This is a genomic window from Citrobacter europaeus (assembly GCA_020099315.1).
Lineage (GTDB): Bacteria > Pseudomonadota > Gammaproteobacteria > Enterobacterales > Enterobacteriaceae > Citrobacter > Citrobacter europaeus.
In genome coordinates this window covers 3,955,626-3,970,683 of record CP083650.1, presented here as the reverse complement: position 1 = coordinate 3,970,683, position 15,058 = coordinate 3,955,626, and the positions used below count along the sequence as shown (strand labels likewise).

Below are 15,058 nucleotides of genomic sequence, written 5' to 3'. Positions count from 1 at the left end.
GCTTTTGTGAAGAGAGAAATCAGTGGACGAATTGACAGCGCAGGCGTTGACAGCCTTTACGACACGTTATTGCGACACATGGCATGAAAAAAACAACAGCTGGCCGCTCAGTGAAGAGCTGTATGGCGTACCTTCTCCGTGCATCATTTCTTCCACAAACGATGCGGTTTACTGGCAACCTCAGCCTTTTGTTGGCGAAAAAAACCTCAACGCGGTTGAACGGGCCTTTGATATCGTGATACAACCTGCGGTTCACGCTTTTTACACCACCCAGTTTGCCGGGGACATGCACGCGCAGTTTGCGGATGAAAAGTTAACGCTGCTGCAAACCTGGAGTGAAGATGACTTCAGGCGCGTTCAGGAAAACCTGATTGGTCATCTGGTCACGCAAAAGCGCCTCAAGCTATCGCCTACGCTTTTTATTGCCACACAGGACAATGAGCTCGATGTCATTTCGGTGTGCAATCTGTCCGGTGAAGTGTGCAAAGAAACGCTGGGAACCCGTCAAAGAAAGGTGCTGGCGGCCTCACTTGCGGAATTCCTCACTCAACTTAAGCCAGTTCTGTAATCCAGTTTGCCCTCAACCTTGTGAGAGATCTCTTACAAACCCTGTAGGACATTGCCAGGTAATAAGCGAAGACTTAATCAACGGATAAAATGATAATTCCTTATTATTCAGCTTTTTAATGATTCGATGTCAACTTTCATACGAAAATAATCTTAAGGGTATGTCTGTAAGCGTCTTGTAAGACAAGGCGAAACAGGCGATTCTATATCTGTCGACAAGGAGTCGCACTACGAAGAGAACATCAGGATGATGGCTCTTCGCCAGGACACACCAGGACGGTGTTACAAGGACAGGCTTCAGGATGAAGCAAAGCGGAAAACGCTGGATGCGTTAAAGGACACCTCCAGGACGGAGAATGAGAGCCGGTCAGGATGTTCGGCGGGTCAGGATGGCCAGGACACTTCAGGATGAAGTTTTCACATCGGGGTGATGTGAGCAGGATGCAAAAGTTCAGGATGAACACGGTCGCAAGACCACAGGAAAAGTTGTCACGGATGAGCAGGGAGCACTAAAAGTAGCTGGAATGCTGCGAAACGAACCGGGAGCACTGTTTTTACAGTGCTCCCTTTTTTTATTTCCCTTCACTAGTGCTATTCTTCGCGCCAGATTTTTCATCATTGAGGTTAATTTCATGACGACTCATGACCGTGTGCGCCAGCAGTTACACGCGCTTGAAGCGCTACTGCGTGAACATCATCACTGGCGGATGGATGAGCCTGCAGACCATCTGTTTACCAGCACGCAGCCTTTTTGTATGGATACCATGGAGCCGGTTGAATGGCTGCAATGGGTATTGATTCCCCGTATGCATACGTTGATTGATAACGCGCAGCCGCTTCCACAGGCTTTTGCCGTCACACCGTATTACGAAATGGCGCTGGCTGCCGATCATCCGCAACGTGACATCCTCCTGACTGCATTGCAGGAGCTGGATGCGCTGTTTACAAGTGATAACACCTGATGCTGGAGATCCTCTATCAGGACGAATGGCTGGTCGCAGTCAATAAACCTTCGGGCTGGTTAGTTCACCGCAGTTGGCTCGACCGGGATGAGAAAGTGGTGGTGATGCAAACGGTACGCGACCAGATTGGTCAGCACGTTTTTACCGCCCACCGACTCGACAGGCCGACCTCCGGCGTGCTGCTGATGGGGTTGTCCAGCGAAGCCGGGCGTTTGTTGTCTCAGCAGTTTGAACATCATCAAATTCAGAAACGCTATCATGCGATTGTGCGTGGCTGGCTGATGGAGGATGCCGTACTGGATTATCCGTTAGTCGAAGAACTGGATAAGATCGCCGATAAGTTTGCTCGTGATGATAAAGGCCCGCAGCCTGCCGTCACCCATTATCGCGGTCTGGCGACGGTGGAGATGCCGGTAGCGACCGGGCGTTATCCGACTACCCGCTACGGACTGGTGGAGCTGGACCCTAAAACCGGTCGAAAACACCAGCTCAGACGCCATCTGGCACACTTGCGCCATCCGATTATCGGTGACAGCAAGCACGGTGATTTGCGGCAAAACCGCAGCGCCGCAGAGCATTTTGGCTGTCAGCGCCTGATGCTGCATGCCAGCCAGCTTGCGCTGACTCATCCTTTTACCGGCGAACCGCTGGTGATTCGCGCCGGGCTGGATGATGTCTGGATGCAGGCGCTATCACAGTTTGGCTGGCGTGGACTTCTCCCTGAGAATGAAAGGGTTGAGTTCAGCGGGCTGTCAGGTCAGGATGAGCAAATAGATTCTTAAGTCCAGGAGATTACGGTTATGGCGGAAATTGGAATTTTTGTCGGCACGATGTACGGAAACGCACTGCTGGTTGCCGAAGAGGCCGAAGCGATTTTGACGGCGCAGGGTCATAAAGCCACGGTGTTCGAAGATCCGGAGCTCAGCGACTGGCAGGCATATCAGGATAAATATGTGCTGGTCGTGACCTCAACGACCGGGCAGGGCGATTTGCCGGATAGCATTGTGCCGCTGTTTCAGGGAATCAAAGATAATCTCGGTTTCCAGCCAAATCTGCATTACGGGGTCATTGCGCTGGGCGACAGTAGCTACGTTAATTTTTGCAATGGCGGTAAGCAGTTCGATGCGCTGTTGCAGGAGCAAAGCGCTCAACGCGTAGGTGAAATGCTGCTGATTGACGCCAGCGAACATCCTGAACCGGAAAGCGAATCTAATCCCTGGGTAGAAAACTGGGGAACCTTGCTTAAATAACCCTTCGCCTGCACGGGCATTCAATCCCCATTTGAACCGTAGGCCGGGTCTGGCGCAGCCGCCACCCGGCAATAAAACCCCAATTACGTGAACTAACTTCCACTGCTTTGGGCTTATGCCCCAAACAACTTCTCACTGCCTCTCTAATGTTGTGTTCATGCACGGTGAGGGTCAGTGGCACTCCTTCATATACTTTTCCCGTCAGTTCCCGAAAAGGCAGCGAGTCAGAATAAAACGGCCCTGAGCTGTACCAAAACTGCCACACACTAACCTCTCATTCTGATCACCCTACAGGTGTGCTGTACAGAATGAACTGGCGACAGCCAAGATTCAGGAGTGCAACAATGAGTTCATTAAGTCAGGCGGCGAGCAGCGCGGAAAAACGCACTAACGCTCGCTACTGGATAGTGGTGATGCTGTTTATCGTCACATCCTTCAACTACGGCGATCGCGCCACCTTATCCATTGCCGGTTCGGAGATGGCCAAAGACATTGGCCTGGATGCCGTAGGTATGGGGTATGTATTCTCCGCTTTCTCATGGGCCTATGTTATCGGCCAGATCCCCGGCGGCTGGCTGCTCGACCGCTTCGGTTCAAAACGCGTCTACTTCTGGTCCATCTTTATCTGGTCCATGTTTACCCTGCTGCAGGGCTTCGTTGATATCTTCAGTGGCTTCGGCATTATCGTTGCGCTGTTTACCCTGCGCTTCCTCGTGGGACTAGCTGAAGCACCCTCCTTCCCCGGCAACAGTAGGATTGTGGCGGCGTGGTTCCCTGCGCAGGAAAGGGGCACGGCGGTCGCTATCTTTAACTCTGCGCAATACTTTGCCACCGTTATTTTCGCGCCAATCATGGGGTGGCTGACCCACGAAGTGGGCTGGTCACACGTGTTCTTCTTTATGGGCGGTCTTGGGATTGTTATCAGCTTTATCTGGCTGAAGGTGATTCATGAACCGAATCAGCATCCGGGTGTAAACCAAAAAGAGCTGGAGTACATTGCCGAAGGCGGGGCGCTGATCAACATGGATCAGGCGGCCGCCAAAGCCAAAGTGCCGTTCAGCGTGAAGTGGGGGCAGATCAAGCAACTGCTGGGTTCACGGATGATGATCGGTATTTACATCGGCCAATACTGCATAAACGCGTTGACCTACTTCTTTATCACCTGGTTCCCGGTTTATCTGGTACAGGCGCGCGGCATGTCGATTTTGAAAGCCGGTTTTGTTGCCTCGGTCCCGGCCATATGCGGATTCGCAGGCGGCGTGCTCGGCGGCATTATTTCCGACTGGCTGATGCGCCGTACCGGCTCGCTAAATATCGCCCGTAAAACGCCAATCGTGCTGGGTATGCTGTTGTCGATGGTGATGGTGTTCTGTAACTACGTCAACGTGGAGTGGATGATCATCGGCTTTATGGCGCTGGCCTTCTTCGGTAAAGGCATCGGTGCGTTGGGATGGGCGGTGATGGCGGATACCGCGCCAAAAGAGATCAGCGGTCTGAGCGGCGGTCTGTTCAATATGTTTGGCAACATCTCCGGGATTGTCACGCCAATTGCTATCGGCTACATCGTGGGGACCACCGGCTCATTTAACGGCGCGTTGATTTACGTCGGGGTGCATGCGCTGATTGCGGTAGTGAGCTATCTGGTGCTGGTGGGTGATATTAAACGTATCGAACTGAAACCTGTCGCAGGACAATGATGATGACAACACAATCGAGTCCCGTTATTACCGATATGAAGGTCATCCCGGTGGCCGGGCATGACAGCATGCTGCTCAATATAGGCGGGGCGCATAACGCATACTTTACCCGCAATATCGTGGTGCTCACCGATAACGCCGGCAATACCGGGGTTGGTGAAGCGCCGGGCGGTGAAGTGATTTATCAGACGCTGGTTGAGGCGATTCCACAAGTGTTAGGCCAGGAGGTCGCACGCCTGAATAAGGTGGTTCAGCAGGTGCATAAAGGCAATCAGGCCGCTGATTTTGACACTTTCGGCAAAGGCGCCTGGACCTTTGAACTACGGGTCAACGCGGTGGCGGCGCTGGAAGCCGCGCTGCTCGACCTGCTGGGCAAGGCGCTGAACGTGCCGGTCTGTGAATTGTTAGGGCCTGGCAAACAGCGCGATGCGGTCACCGTGCTCGGCTATCTGTTCTATGTAGGCGATCGCAGCAAAACCGATCTGCCGTATCTGGAAAGCACGCCGGGTAACCATGAGTGGTATCACCTGCGTCACCAGCAAGCGATGAACAGTGAGGCGGTGGTGCGTCTGGCTCAGGCGTCGCAGGATCGCTACGGTTTTAAAGATTTCAAACTTAAAGGCGGCGTGCTGCCGGGCGAGCAGGAAATCGACACCGCTCGCGCGTTGAAAAAATGCTTCCCGGATGCGCGTATTACGGTCGATCCCAACGGCGCCTGGCTGCTGGATGAAGCCATCTCTCTGTGTAAAGGGCTGAACGATGTTCTGACCTACGCCGAAGATCCGTGCGGCGCTGAACAGGGTTTTTCGGGGCGTGAAGTGATGGCCGAGTTCCGCCGCGCGACCGGTCTGCCGGTAGCAACGAACATGATAGCCACCAACTGGCGTGAGATGGGCCATGCGGTGATGCTGAACTCAGTAGATATTCCGCTGGCCGATCCGCATTTCTGGACCCTTTCCGGCGCGGTGCGCGTGGCACAGTTATGCGATGACTGGGGACTGACCTGGGGCTGCCACTCGAACAATCATTTTGATATTTCATTGGCGATGTTCACTCACGTCGGCGCCGCGGCGCCGGGCAACCCGACGGCTATCGACACCCACTGGATCTGGCAGGAGGGAGATTGTCGCCTGACCAAAAATCCGCTGGAGATTAAAAACGGAAAAATTGCGGTACCCGACGCGCCCGGCCTGGGCGTGGAACTGGACTGGGAACAGGTACAAAAAGCGCATGAAGCCTATAAGGCGCTGCCCGGCGGCGCGCGTAATGACGCAGGCCCAATGCAGTATCTGATCCCCGGATGGACTTTTGACCGTAAACGTCCTGTTTTCGGCCGCCACTAATTTTGAATAAGGACTTAATTATGAGCGCACAATTTACCACTCCCGTCGTGACTTCCATGCAGGTTATTCCGGTGGCAGGCTATGACAGCATGCTGATGAACCTGAGCGGCGCACATGCCCCGTTCTTCACACGTAATATTGTAATTATTAAAGATAACTCCGGTCATACCGGCGTGGGTGAGATACCCGGCGGCGAAAAAATTCGTCAGACCCTGGAAGATGCCATTCCGCTGGTGGTAGGCAAAACGTTAGGCGAATACAAAAACGTACTGAATGCGGTCCGCAATACCTTTGCCGATCGTGATGCCGGTGGACGTGGTTTGCAGACCTTCGATTTACGTACCACTATTCATGTGGTTACCGGGATCGAAGCGGCCATGTTGGATCTGCTGGGCCAGCATCTGGGCGTCAACGTCGCTTCATTGCTGGGCGAAGGCCAACAGCGTAGCGAAGTTGAAATGTTGGGTTACCTGTTCTTCGTCGGCAACCGCAACGCGACACCGCTGCCGTATCAGAGCCAACCGGATGAGAAATGCGACTGGTATCGCCTGCGTCATGAAGAGGCGATGACCCCGGATGCAGTGGTGCGCCTGGCGGAAGCGGCGTATGAGAAATATGGTTTCAACGACTTCAAGCTGAAAGGCGGCGTATTGGCCGGAGAAGAAGAAGCGGAATCTATTGTGGCGCTGGCGAAACGCTTTCCACAGGCGCGCGTCACGCTCGATCCCAATGGCGCATGGTCGTTAAATGAAGCGATTAAAATTGGTAAGTACCTGAAAGGAACGCTGGCTTATGCGGAAGATCCTTGCGGCGCTGAGCAGGGGTTCTCTGGTCGTGAAGTCATGGCGGAATTCCGTCGTGCAACCGGTCTGCCGACCGCCACCAACATGATCGCCACCGACTGGCGTCAGATGGGGCATACGCTGTCGTTACAGTCCGTGGATATCCCGCTGGCGGACCCGCACTTCTGGACCATGCAAGGGTCGGTTCGTGTGGCGCAGATGTGCCATGAGTTTGGGTTGACCTGGGGCTCGCACTCTAACAACCACTTTGATATTTCGCTGGCGATGTTTACGCATGTCGCGGCGGCGGCTCCGGGCAAAATTACCGCGATCGATACGCACTGGATCTGGCAGGAAGGCAATCAACGCCTGACCAAAGAGCCATTTGAAATCAAAGGCGGCATGGTACAGGTACCGGCGAAACCGGGTCTGGGCGTGGAGCTGGATATGGATCAGGTCATGAAAGCTCACGAGTTGTATCAGCAACATGGGCTGGGGGCGCGTGATGATGCGATGGGGATGCAGTATCTGATCCCGAACTGGACGTTTGATAATAAGCGTCCGTGCATGGTACGCTAAGCGAACTGGGACCGCTCCCATGAAGGGGCGGTTTTTATCCTGGTATATGCTTAACACAGTCAACATGCGTAAGGATGCTTTATGAAAATAGTAATCGCACCGGATTCCTATAAGGAAAGTTTGAGTGCGCTTGAAGTGGCAACGGCTATTGAGCTGGGATTTCGTGAGATCTGGCCTGAGGCGGATTACGTGAAGATCCCAGTCGCGGACGGCGGTGAAGGAACGGTCAAAGCGATGGTTGCCGCAACGCAAGGCCACCTTGTGCATGTTGATGTTACCGGCCCTCTGGGCAACACAATTCAGGCATTTTATGGTTTGTCCGGTGATGAGCGGTCGGCGTTTATCGAAATGGCGGCCGCCAGCGGGCTGGAGCAGGTTCCTGCTGATTTACGCGATCCGTTGAAAACCACCTCCTGGGGAACCGGGGAGCTAATCCGTCATGCGCTGGACGCTGGTGTTGAGCATATCATTATTGGGATTGGCGGTAGCGCCACCAATGATGGCGGTGCCGGGATGGTGCAAGCGCTGGGAGCTAAATTGCTGGATGCGCAAAATAACGATATTGCTCATGGCGGGGCTGGCCTCGAATCGCTCGCCCGGATTGATATCTCTCAGTTAGACCAGCGACTTGCCACGTGTCGTATTGAAGTGGCCTGCGACGTGACTAATCCGTTGACCGGTGAAGAGGGGGCCTCTGCGGTATTTGGCCCGCAAAAAGGGGCAACGCCGGAGATGATTACCCGCCTTGATCGGGCGCTCACGCACTATGCCCAACTCATTGCCCGCGATCTGGACATCAACGTGCTGGAGCTGGCGGGCGGTGGCGCGGCTGGCGGCATGGGGGCGGCGCTGTATGCGTTTTGTGGCGCACAGCTACGCTGCGGTATTGAGGTGGTGACGGATGCGTTACACCTCGACGACTGCGTTGCGGATGCGGACTTAGTGGTCACGGGCGAAGGACGTATCGACAGCCAGACCATTCACGGTAAGGTTCCGGTTGGCGTAGCGAAGGTGGCAAAGCGTTACAATAAACCGGTTATCGGCATTGCCGGTAGCCTGACGGCCGATGTTGGTGTGGTACACGAGCATGGGCTGGATGCGGTTTTCAGCGTCATCTATACCATTTGTACGCTGGATGAAGCGCTAAAGAACGCGAGCGAGAACGTGCGAATGACGGCGAGAAACGTGGCTGCAACGCTCAAAGCAGGGCAACAATTACGCTGAATTGTTAGCCGCATTCGGCGATGTGCCCGATGCGCGACGCTTATCGGGCCTACGGTAAACAGCGAAACCTGTAGGCCGGATAAGGCGTTTACGCCGCATCCGGCGAATATCACCCCAATATCCGTTTCGCTTCCCGCGCAACGTTATCCATTTCATCCAGAAGCTCTAAAAACTCAGGCTCCAGCTCTTCTTCTTTGGTTCCGCTACGTAATTGCTGCTCAATAAGCTGACACAGGTTTTTCATACGGGGAACGCCGCTATAGCCGCAGCTGCCGTGCAGCTTGTGGATCATATCTACCAGTCCTTCCGGGTTTTCACCTACCAGCTGTTCTTCAATTCTGTTCCGCACTTCGGGCAGAAAATCGAGCAGCATTTGCAGCATGTCGCGCGCCAAATCGTTTTTACCCGCGGCTTGTCTTAATGCCAGTTGCCAGTCGAGTGTGGTATTAGGATTGACGACCGGCTCAACAGGTTCAACCGCGAGCGCCCGAAGCGATGAGCTTGCGCCGGGTTTGTAGCGTAACAGCAGATTATGCAGCTTATCTTCTTCGATAGGCTTCGCCAGGTAATCGTTCATCCCGGCGCTGAGCAACTTCTCTTTCTGCCCGGCCATGGCATGCGCGGTGACCGCAATGACCGGCGTCTGCTGTTGATGAGGAAGCTGGTGGATCAGTTCGCAGGCGCGAATACCGTCCATGTCTGGCATTTGAATATCCATCAGGATCAGATCAAACTGCATCTGTTTGGCGCGATCCACTGCCTGATGTCCGCTGTCGCAGAGCACCACGTGCTGCACTTTATCTTCCAGCAGTGCGCCAATCAGCTTGAGATTCGCCGGGTTGTCGTCCACCGCCATGACGGTCATCGCGATTTTGCTCTCGTCTAACAGCAGCGGATCTGCGCGGTGGTTCAACTGACAATACTCTGTCAGCGCAGGCAGTAAGCGGGTTGAGGTGAGAGGTTTCAACAGACACGCCGCCGCGCCGCCTTGTTTTAACTTCTCTGCGTTAATCTGCGCATGGCAAGGCAGGGCCAGTAACAAAAAGTCGGTCATCGCCGCAGCGCTTGCCAACCGCTCATGCTGCATGGTGAGCGGTTCGCGTAACGTGACCGGAATGCCGAGCAGCAGAATATCGTAGTGATCCTTCGGCAGCCCGGAGAACGAAGGGCTGTAAATCACCTCCAGCGGCGTTTCACTCAAGATATCTAACGTGCATTGCGCGGCTGTGGCGTTAGGTTCGACGTAGGCCAGTCGTTTACCGGCCAGACAGAGCGTGGTTGAGCGATCAACGAGAACGTTAGGATTGAGATCGAGGCTGATATGGAACCAGAACGTGGATCCCCGGTTCGGTTGGCTGTGGAAGGAGATATCCCCGCCCATTTCGTTGACCAGTTTTTGCGTAATCACCAAACCCAGCCCCGTCCCGCCGTGGCGTCGGGAAATACTGGCATCCGCCTGGCGGAAGGCCTGGAACAGGCGTGACTGATCGCGCTCAGGGATACCAATCCCGGTATCGCGGATTTGTACTTCAATCTGCACTTTCGTGTTACTGAGGGCGCGTTTCTCAACCAGAATATCGATATTGCCGCCTTCGGTAAATTTGATGGCATTGCCGACCAGGTTAGTGATCACCTGCTGTAAGCGCAGCGGGTCGCCGATGACGTTGTCCGGCACGTCATTCTTAATATTCAGCGTCAGCTCAAGCCCTTTATCATGGGATGAGTGCGCTAACAGCGTGACGACGTCATCCAGCGTGCTGCGCAGCGGGAACGGGATGCTTTCCAGAATCAGTTTGCCAGCCTCCAGTTTGGAGAAGTCGAGCACATCATTGATGATGGCCAGCAGATTATTGGCCGAACGCTCAATTGTATTCAGGTGATCGCGCTGTGTGGTATTGAGCTCGGTTTTTAGCGTCAGACGGGTGAAGCCAATCACGCCATTCAGCGGGGTACGCAGCTCGTGCGACATGTTAGCCAGAAACTCAGACTTAATACGCGCCGCTTCCTGGGCGCGTTTCTTCGCCAAATCCAGTTCGACGTTCTGGATTTCCATCTGCTCCAGGGTTTCGCGTAGATCAGAGGTGGCCTGATCGATGTTGTGCTGCATCTCTTCATGGTAAGCCGCGAGAGACATCGCCATCGAGTTGATGCCATTTTTGAGCATATCCAGCTCGCCCAGCATGAAGCCTTCTACCCGGCTGTCGAGCTGTCCTCTACGTATTCGGTCAACGGTATTCACCATATTGCGAATCGGGCCGGTCACGTCGCGCATCAGACGCCAGCCAAAAATTAGCGCAATACCGATGCAAAACAACATCATTACGCTGGAGATAAAGATCTCTTTATACTGCTGCAATCGCACTGACTTGAGGTCTAGCTCAAGCGCCACGTACCCCAGCATGTTTTGCGTATTTTTGGCGTCGCTGACGGCGGATTCATCCGGCGAATAGCTTTCCGATATAATGGGTGTTCGCAGGATCATGATATCCCCGAGCCGGGTGACGCTCAGCTTACGGGGGAATGGTGAACCCGTCGCCAACTGCATTTCAGACGGATCGAGATGAAAATTGGATGTGACGAACAGTCGGTTGTTCTCGTCATAGACAGAAATTGCCCGCACGATATCGGAATGGCGACGATGCAGCACGCTGATAAGTTGGCCGATGGATTCCCTGTTTTGCAGGTTCATGCCATATTCGCTGGAAACAGCGAGTGGCTCAATGATGCTGGCGCCAGCATCTTCCAGTTGACGCTGCAAGTCGTTATAGCGATGCACAACAAAAAAGATACTGAGCAGCAAACCAATCAGGACGGTCGGGGCCAGGATCAGAATCATCATGCGTGCGCGCAGGCTGTAGTTGGTCATGGAGTTCCGTTATGGGACAATTAGGGTCACACTGTTAAATAGAGAAATATCTCGTCGATGGCGCAATTCTACTCTGCAAAACGACGCGTGACGACGCGTCAGATCATAACCGTTACCGTCAATGACCTTGATCCTTTCGGTCAGGGCGTCGCTCGCCACGACGGAAAGGCGTTGTTTATACCGGAATTGCTGCCTCAGGAAAGCGCCGAGGTAGTCATTACCGAAGATAAAAAACAGTTCGCCCGCGCGCAAGTAAAACGACGTTTAAACGACAGCCCGCAGCGTGAAGTGCCACGTTGTCCGCATTTTGGCGTGTGCGGCGGTTGCCAGCAGCAGCATGCCAGCATCTCGTTGCAGCAGCGTAGCAAAAGCGCGGCGTTGTCGCGTTTAATGAAATGTGAAGTGTCGGATGTTATAGCTGATACCCCGTGGGGCTATCGTCGTCGTGCCAGGTTAAGCCTGAACTATCGGCCAAAAGAACAAAAGTTGCAGATGGGATTCCGCAAATCCGGCTCCAGCGACATTATTGATGTCAAACAATGCCCTATTTTGGTGCCCCAGCTTGACGCGTTATTGCCCCACATCAGGGCGTGCCTGGAAAGTCTGCAAGGGTTACGCCATCTTGGTCATGTCGAGCTGGTGCAGGCAGGGAGCGGAACCCTGATGATTTTACGCCATACGGCGCCTTTGAGTGCGGCGGATAAAGAAAAACTGGAATGCTTTTCGCATTCTCAGGGGCTGTCTTTGTTTCTGGCCCCGCAAAGCGAGATACTGGAATCATTATCAGAAGAATCGCCCTGGTATGACTCAAATGGGCTACGGTTAACCTTCAGCCCGCGTGATTTTATTCAGGTCAACGAAGGGGTAAACCAACAAATGGTTGCCCGTGCGCTGGAATGGCTCGATGTGCAACCAGAAGATCGCGTACTCGATCTGTTCTGCGGAATGGGAAATTTTACCCTGCCGCTGGCCACCCGGGCAGCAAGCGTGGTGGGCGTGGAAGGGGTGCCTGCGCTGGTGGAAAAAGGCAGGGAAAATGCGCTGAATAACGGTTTGCACAATGTGACATTCTTTCATGAAAACCTTGAGGAAGATGTTACCCGGCAGCCATGGGCGAAAAACGGATTCGACAAAGTATTGCTCGATCCTGCGCGTGCGGGGGCTGCAGGTGTGATGCAACATATTATAAAATTGGAACCTATACGCGTTGTTTATGTATCCTGTAATCCGGCAACGCTGGCTCGTGACAGCGACGCTTTGCTCAACGCGGGGTATGCCATACGGCGACTGGCGATGCTCGATATGTTCCCGCACACTGGACACCTGGAATCAATGGTCCTGTTTGAGCGTATGTAATGAATTTTGTACCCATTGGATTTCGGGTTGTAACGCAGCATGAAAGACAATGGGTATGGCTTGTCGACTTCGACAGGCCTGGCCCCTTAAGGAGAGGACAATGGTTGCGGTAAGAAGTGCACATATAAATAAAGCTGGTGAGTTTGATCCAAAGAAATGGATCGCGAGTCTGGGGATCTCCAGCCAGCAGTCGTGTGAACGCTTAGCCGAAACCTGGGCGTACTGCCAGCAGCAGACACAGGGTCACCCTGATGCGGAGCTGCTGCTGTGGCGTGGCGTGGAGATGGTAGAAATACTCTCCATGTTGAGCATGGATATCGACACGCTGCGCGCAGCAATGCTGTTCCCTCTGGCAGATGCCAACGTGGTCAGTGAAGACATCCTGCGCGAGAGCGTGGGTAAATCCATTGTTCATCTTATCCACGGCGTGCGGGATATGGCGGCAATACGCCAGCTTAAAGCCACGCATACCGATTCAGTCTCTTCCGAGCAGGTCGATAACGTCCGCCGCATGCTGCTGGCTATGGTGGACGATTTTCGCTGCGTGGTCATCAAGCTGGCGGAGCGGATTGCCCATCTGCGCGAAGTGAAAGACGCGCCGGAAGATGAACGCGTTCTGGCGGCAAAAGAGTGCACCAATATCTATGCGCCGCTGGCCAACCGTTTGGGCATTGGGCAGTTAAAATGGGAGCTGGAAGATTACTGCTTCCGTTACCTGCACCCGGCTGAATACAAACGTATAGCCAAGCTGCTGCATGAACGTCGTATCGACAGGGAGCATTACATCGATGAGTTCGTCGGTCATTTGCGCTCTGAGATGAAAACGGAAGGCGTCAAAGCCGAAGTGTACGGACGTCCGAAACACATCTACAGCATCTGGCGCAAAATGCAGAAAAAGCAGTTAGCCTTCGATGAACTGTTCGATGTGCGCGCGGTGCGTATCGTGGCCGAGCGTCTACAGGACTGCTACGCCGCGTTGGGGATAGTACATACTCACTATCGCCATCTGCCGGATGAGTTCGATGATTACGTTGCTAATCCGAAACCTAACGGCTACCAGTCAATCCATACGGTTGTACTGGGGCCGGGCGGGAAAACCATCGAAATTCAGATCCGTACCAAACAGATGCACGAAGATGCCGAACTGGGCGTCGCGGCACACTGGAAATACAAAGAGGGCACCGTCTCAGGCGCGGCGCGTTCTGGTCATGAAGATCGTATTGCATGGCTGCGTAAGCTGATCGCCTGGCAGGAAGAGATGGCGGATTCCGGTGAAATGCTGGATGAAGTCCGCAGCCAGGTCTTTGATGATCGCGTGTACGTCTTTACGCCAAAAGGTGATGTTGTGGACTTACCGGCGGGCTCCACGCCGCTCGATTTTGCTTACCACATTCACAGCGATGTGGGACACCGTTGCATTGGCGCGAAAATTGGTGGACGCATTGTACCGTTTACCTACCAGTTGCAGATGGGCGATCAAATTGAAATTATCACCCAGAAGCAGCCAAACCCAAGCCGCGACTGGTTGAATCCTAACCTCGGCTACGTGACCACCAGTCGTGGGCGCTCGAAGATCCACGCCTGGTTCCGTAAACAGGACCGCGACAAAAACATCCTTGCTGGCCGTCAGATCCTTGACGATGAGCTCGCGCATTTAGGCATTAGCCTGAAAGAAGCGGAAAAACACCTGCTGCCGCGCTACAGCTTCAATGAGCTGGAGGAGTTGCTGGCAGCGATTGGCGGGGGCGATATCCGCCTCAACCAGATGGTGAACTTCCTGCAGGCGCAGTTTAATAAGCCAAGCGCTGCCGAACAGGATGCCGCCGCGCTGAAACAGCTTCAGCAGAAAACGCAGGTGCCGCAGAGCCGCCGTAAAGACGACGGTCGCGTGGTGGTTGAAGGGGTGGGTAACCTGATGCACCACATCGCGCGCTGCTGCCAGCCGATTCCTGGCGATGAAATTGTCGGTTTTATCACTCAGGGCCGCGGTATTTCCGTACACCGGGCGGATTGCGAACAGCTGACTGAGCTGCGCTCGCATGCGCCGGAGCGTATTGTTGATGCAGTTTGGGGCGAAAGCTACTCGGCAGGATATTCGCTGGTGGTTCGCGTCCAGGCGAACGATCGCAGCGGCTTATTGCGTGATATCACCACGATCCTTGCCAACGAGAAGGTGAACGTACTGGGGGTTGCCAGCCGGAGTGATACCAAACAACAGCTTGCTACCATCGATATGACCATCGAAATCTATAACCTGCAGGTGCTCGGTCGCGTGCTTGGCAAGCTGAACCAGGTACCGGACGTGATCGACGCACGTCGTCTGCACGGTAATTAATTATTTTGTAGGCCGGATAATCTTGTAGGCCTGATAAAACGCGTTAGCGTTGCCATCAGGCATTGCTATGTTGCCGGATGTAGGCTATCGCCTTATC

At 54.0% G+C, this 15,058-nt stretch carries 11 protein-coding genes; 10 read left to right on the top strand and 1 reads right to left on the bottom strand.

All coding sequences use genetic code 11. The features are described from left to right. Window positions 1-22: 22 nt before the first annotated feature. From syd to LA337_18555, 8 genes are all read left to right on the top strand, one after another. Window positions 23-568, top strand: coding sequence for a SecY-interacting protein (syd, locus tag LA337_18590; GenBank protein UBI15156.1), 546 nt, complete (start codon window positions 23-25; stop codon window positions 566-568). Between the two features lie 631 nt (window positions 569-1,199). Then, the gene (locus LA337_18585) at window positions 1,200-1,529 is read left to right on the top strand and encodes a YqcC family protein (protein ID UBI15155.1); all 330 of its coding nucleotides are present in this window, start codon (window positions 1,200-1,202) and stop codon (window positions 1,527-1,529) included. Next, the gene (gene truC, locus LA337_18580; GenBank protein UBI15154.1) at window positions 1,529-2,311 is read left to right on the top strand and encodes a tRNA pseudouridine(65) synthase TruC; all 783 of its coding nucleotides are present in this window, start codon (window positions 1,529-1,531) and stop codon (window positions 2,309-2,311) included. The genes LA337_18585 and truC overlap by 1 nt, the downstream gene beginning before the upstream one ends. Window positions 2,312-2,329: 18 nt before the next feature. Beyond that, window positions 2,330-2,779 (top strand): flavodoxin, encoded by a 450-nt coding sequence (locus LA337_18575; GenBank protein ID UBI15153.1) that lies wholly within the window; start codon window positions 2,330-2,332, stop codon window positions 2,777-2,779. A 344-nt stretch (window positions 2,780-3,123) separates the two neighbouring features. After that, window positions 3,124-4,476, top strand: coding sequence for a galactarate/glucarate/glycerate transporter GudP (gudP, locus tag LA337_18570; protein ID UBI15152.1), 1,353 nt, complete (start codon window positions 3,124-3,126; stop codon window positions 4,474-4,476). 2 nt (window positions 4,477-4,478) lie between these two features. Next, on the top strand, window positions 4,479-5,819 hold the full coding sequence (locus LA337_18565) for a glucarate dehydratase family protein (protein ID UBI15151.1): 1,341 nt from the start codon (window positions 4,479-4,481) through the stop codon (window positions 5,817-5,819). Window positions 5,820-5,839: 20 nt separating this feature from the next. Further along, on the top strand, window positions 5,840-7,180 hold the full coding sequence (gene gudD, locus LA337_18560) for a glucarate dehydratase (GenBank protein ID UBI15150.1): 1,341 nt from the start codon (window positions 5,840-5,842) through the stop codon (window positions 7,178-7,180). A gap of 81 nt (window positions 7,181-7,261) precedes the next feature. Then, on the top strand, window positions 7,262-8,404 hold the full coding sequence (locus tag LA337_18555) for a glycerate kinase (protein UBI15149.1): 1,143 nt from the start codon (window positions 7,262-7,264) through the stop codon (window positions 8,402-8,404). A 109-nt stretch (window positions 8,405-8,513) separates the two neighbouring features. On the opposite strand, the gene barA is transcribed toward LA337_18555, so the two are convergent. Next, the gene (barA, locus tag LA337_18550; GenBank protein ID UBI15148.1) at window positions 8,514-11,270 is read right to left on the bottom strand and encodes a two-component sensor histidine kinase BarA; all 2,757 of its coding nucleotides are present in this window, start codon (window positions 11,268-11,270) and stop codon (window positions 8,514-8,516) included. 57 nt (window positions 11,271-11,327) lie between these two features. On the opposite strand from barA, the gene rlmD reads away from it, so the two are divergent. Both rlmD and relA read left to right on the top strand, forming a co-directional pair. Then, window positions 11,328-12,626: a 23S rRNA (uracil(1939)-C(5))-methyltransferase RlmD gene (rlmD, locus tag LA337_18545; protein UBI15147.1), complete on the top strand. Its 1,299-nt coding sequence runs from the start codon at window positions 11,328-11,330 to the stop codon at window positions 12,624-12,626. 100 nt (window positions 12,627-12,726) lie between these two features. After that, window positions 12,727-14,961, top strand: coding sequence for a GTP diphosphokinase (relA, locus tag LA337_18540; protein UBI15146.1), 2,235 nt, complete (start codon window positions 12,727-12,729; stop codon window positions 14,959-14,961). Window positions 14,962-15,058 lie beyond the last annotated feature (97 nt).

Bases quoted from the DNA above. Each gene is read 5' to 3' on its own strand.
- rlmD (UBI15147.1), top strand. From the start codon at position 11,328: ATGGCGCAATTCTACTCTGCAAAACGACGCGTGACGACGCGTCAGATC.
- gudP (UBI15152.1), top strand. From the start codon at position 3,124: ATGAGTTCATTAAGTCAGGCGGCGAGCAGCGCGGAAAAACGCACTAAC.
- LA337_18565 (UBI15151.1), top strand. From the start codon at position 4,479: ATGACAACACAATCGAGTCCCGTTATTACCGATATGAAGGTCATCCCG.
- LA337_18555 (UBI15149.1), top strand. From the start codon at position 7,262: ATGAAAATAGTAATCGCACCGGATTCCTATAAGGAAAGTTTGAGTGCG.
- LA337_18575 (UBI15153.1), top strand. From the start codon at position 2,330: ATGGCGGAAATTGGAATTTTTGTCGGCACGATGTACGGAAACGCACTG.
- truC (UBI15154.1), top strand. From the start codon at position 1,529: ATGCTGGAGATCCTCTATCAGGACGAATGGCTGGTCGCAGTCAATAAA.
- relA (UBI15146.1), top strand. From the start codon at position 12,727: ATGGTTGCGGTAAGAAGTGCACATATAAATAAAGCTGGTGAGTTTGAT.
- LA337_18585 (UBI15155.1), top strand. From the start codon at position 1,200: ATGACGACTCATGACCGTGTGCGCCAGCAGTTACACGCGCTTGAAGCG.
- gudD (UBI15150.1), top strand. From the start codon at position 5,840: ATGAGCGCACAATTTACCACTCCCGTCGTGACTTCCATGCAGGTTATT.
- barA (UBI15148.1), bottom strand. From the start codon at position 11,270: ATGACCAACTACAGCCTGCGCGCACGCATGATGATTCTGATCCTGGCC.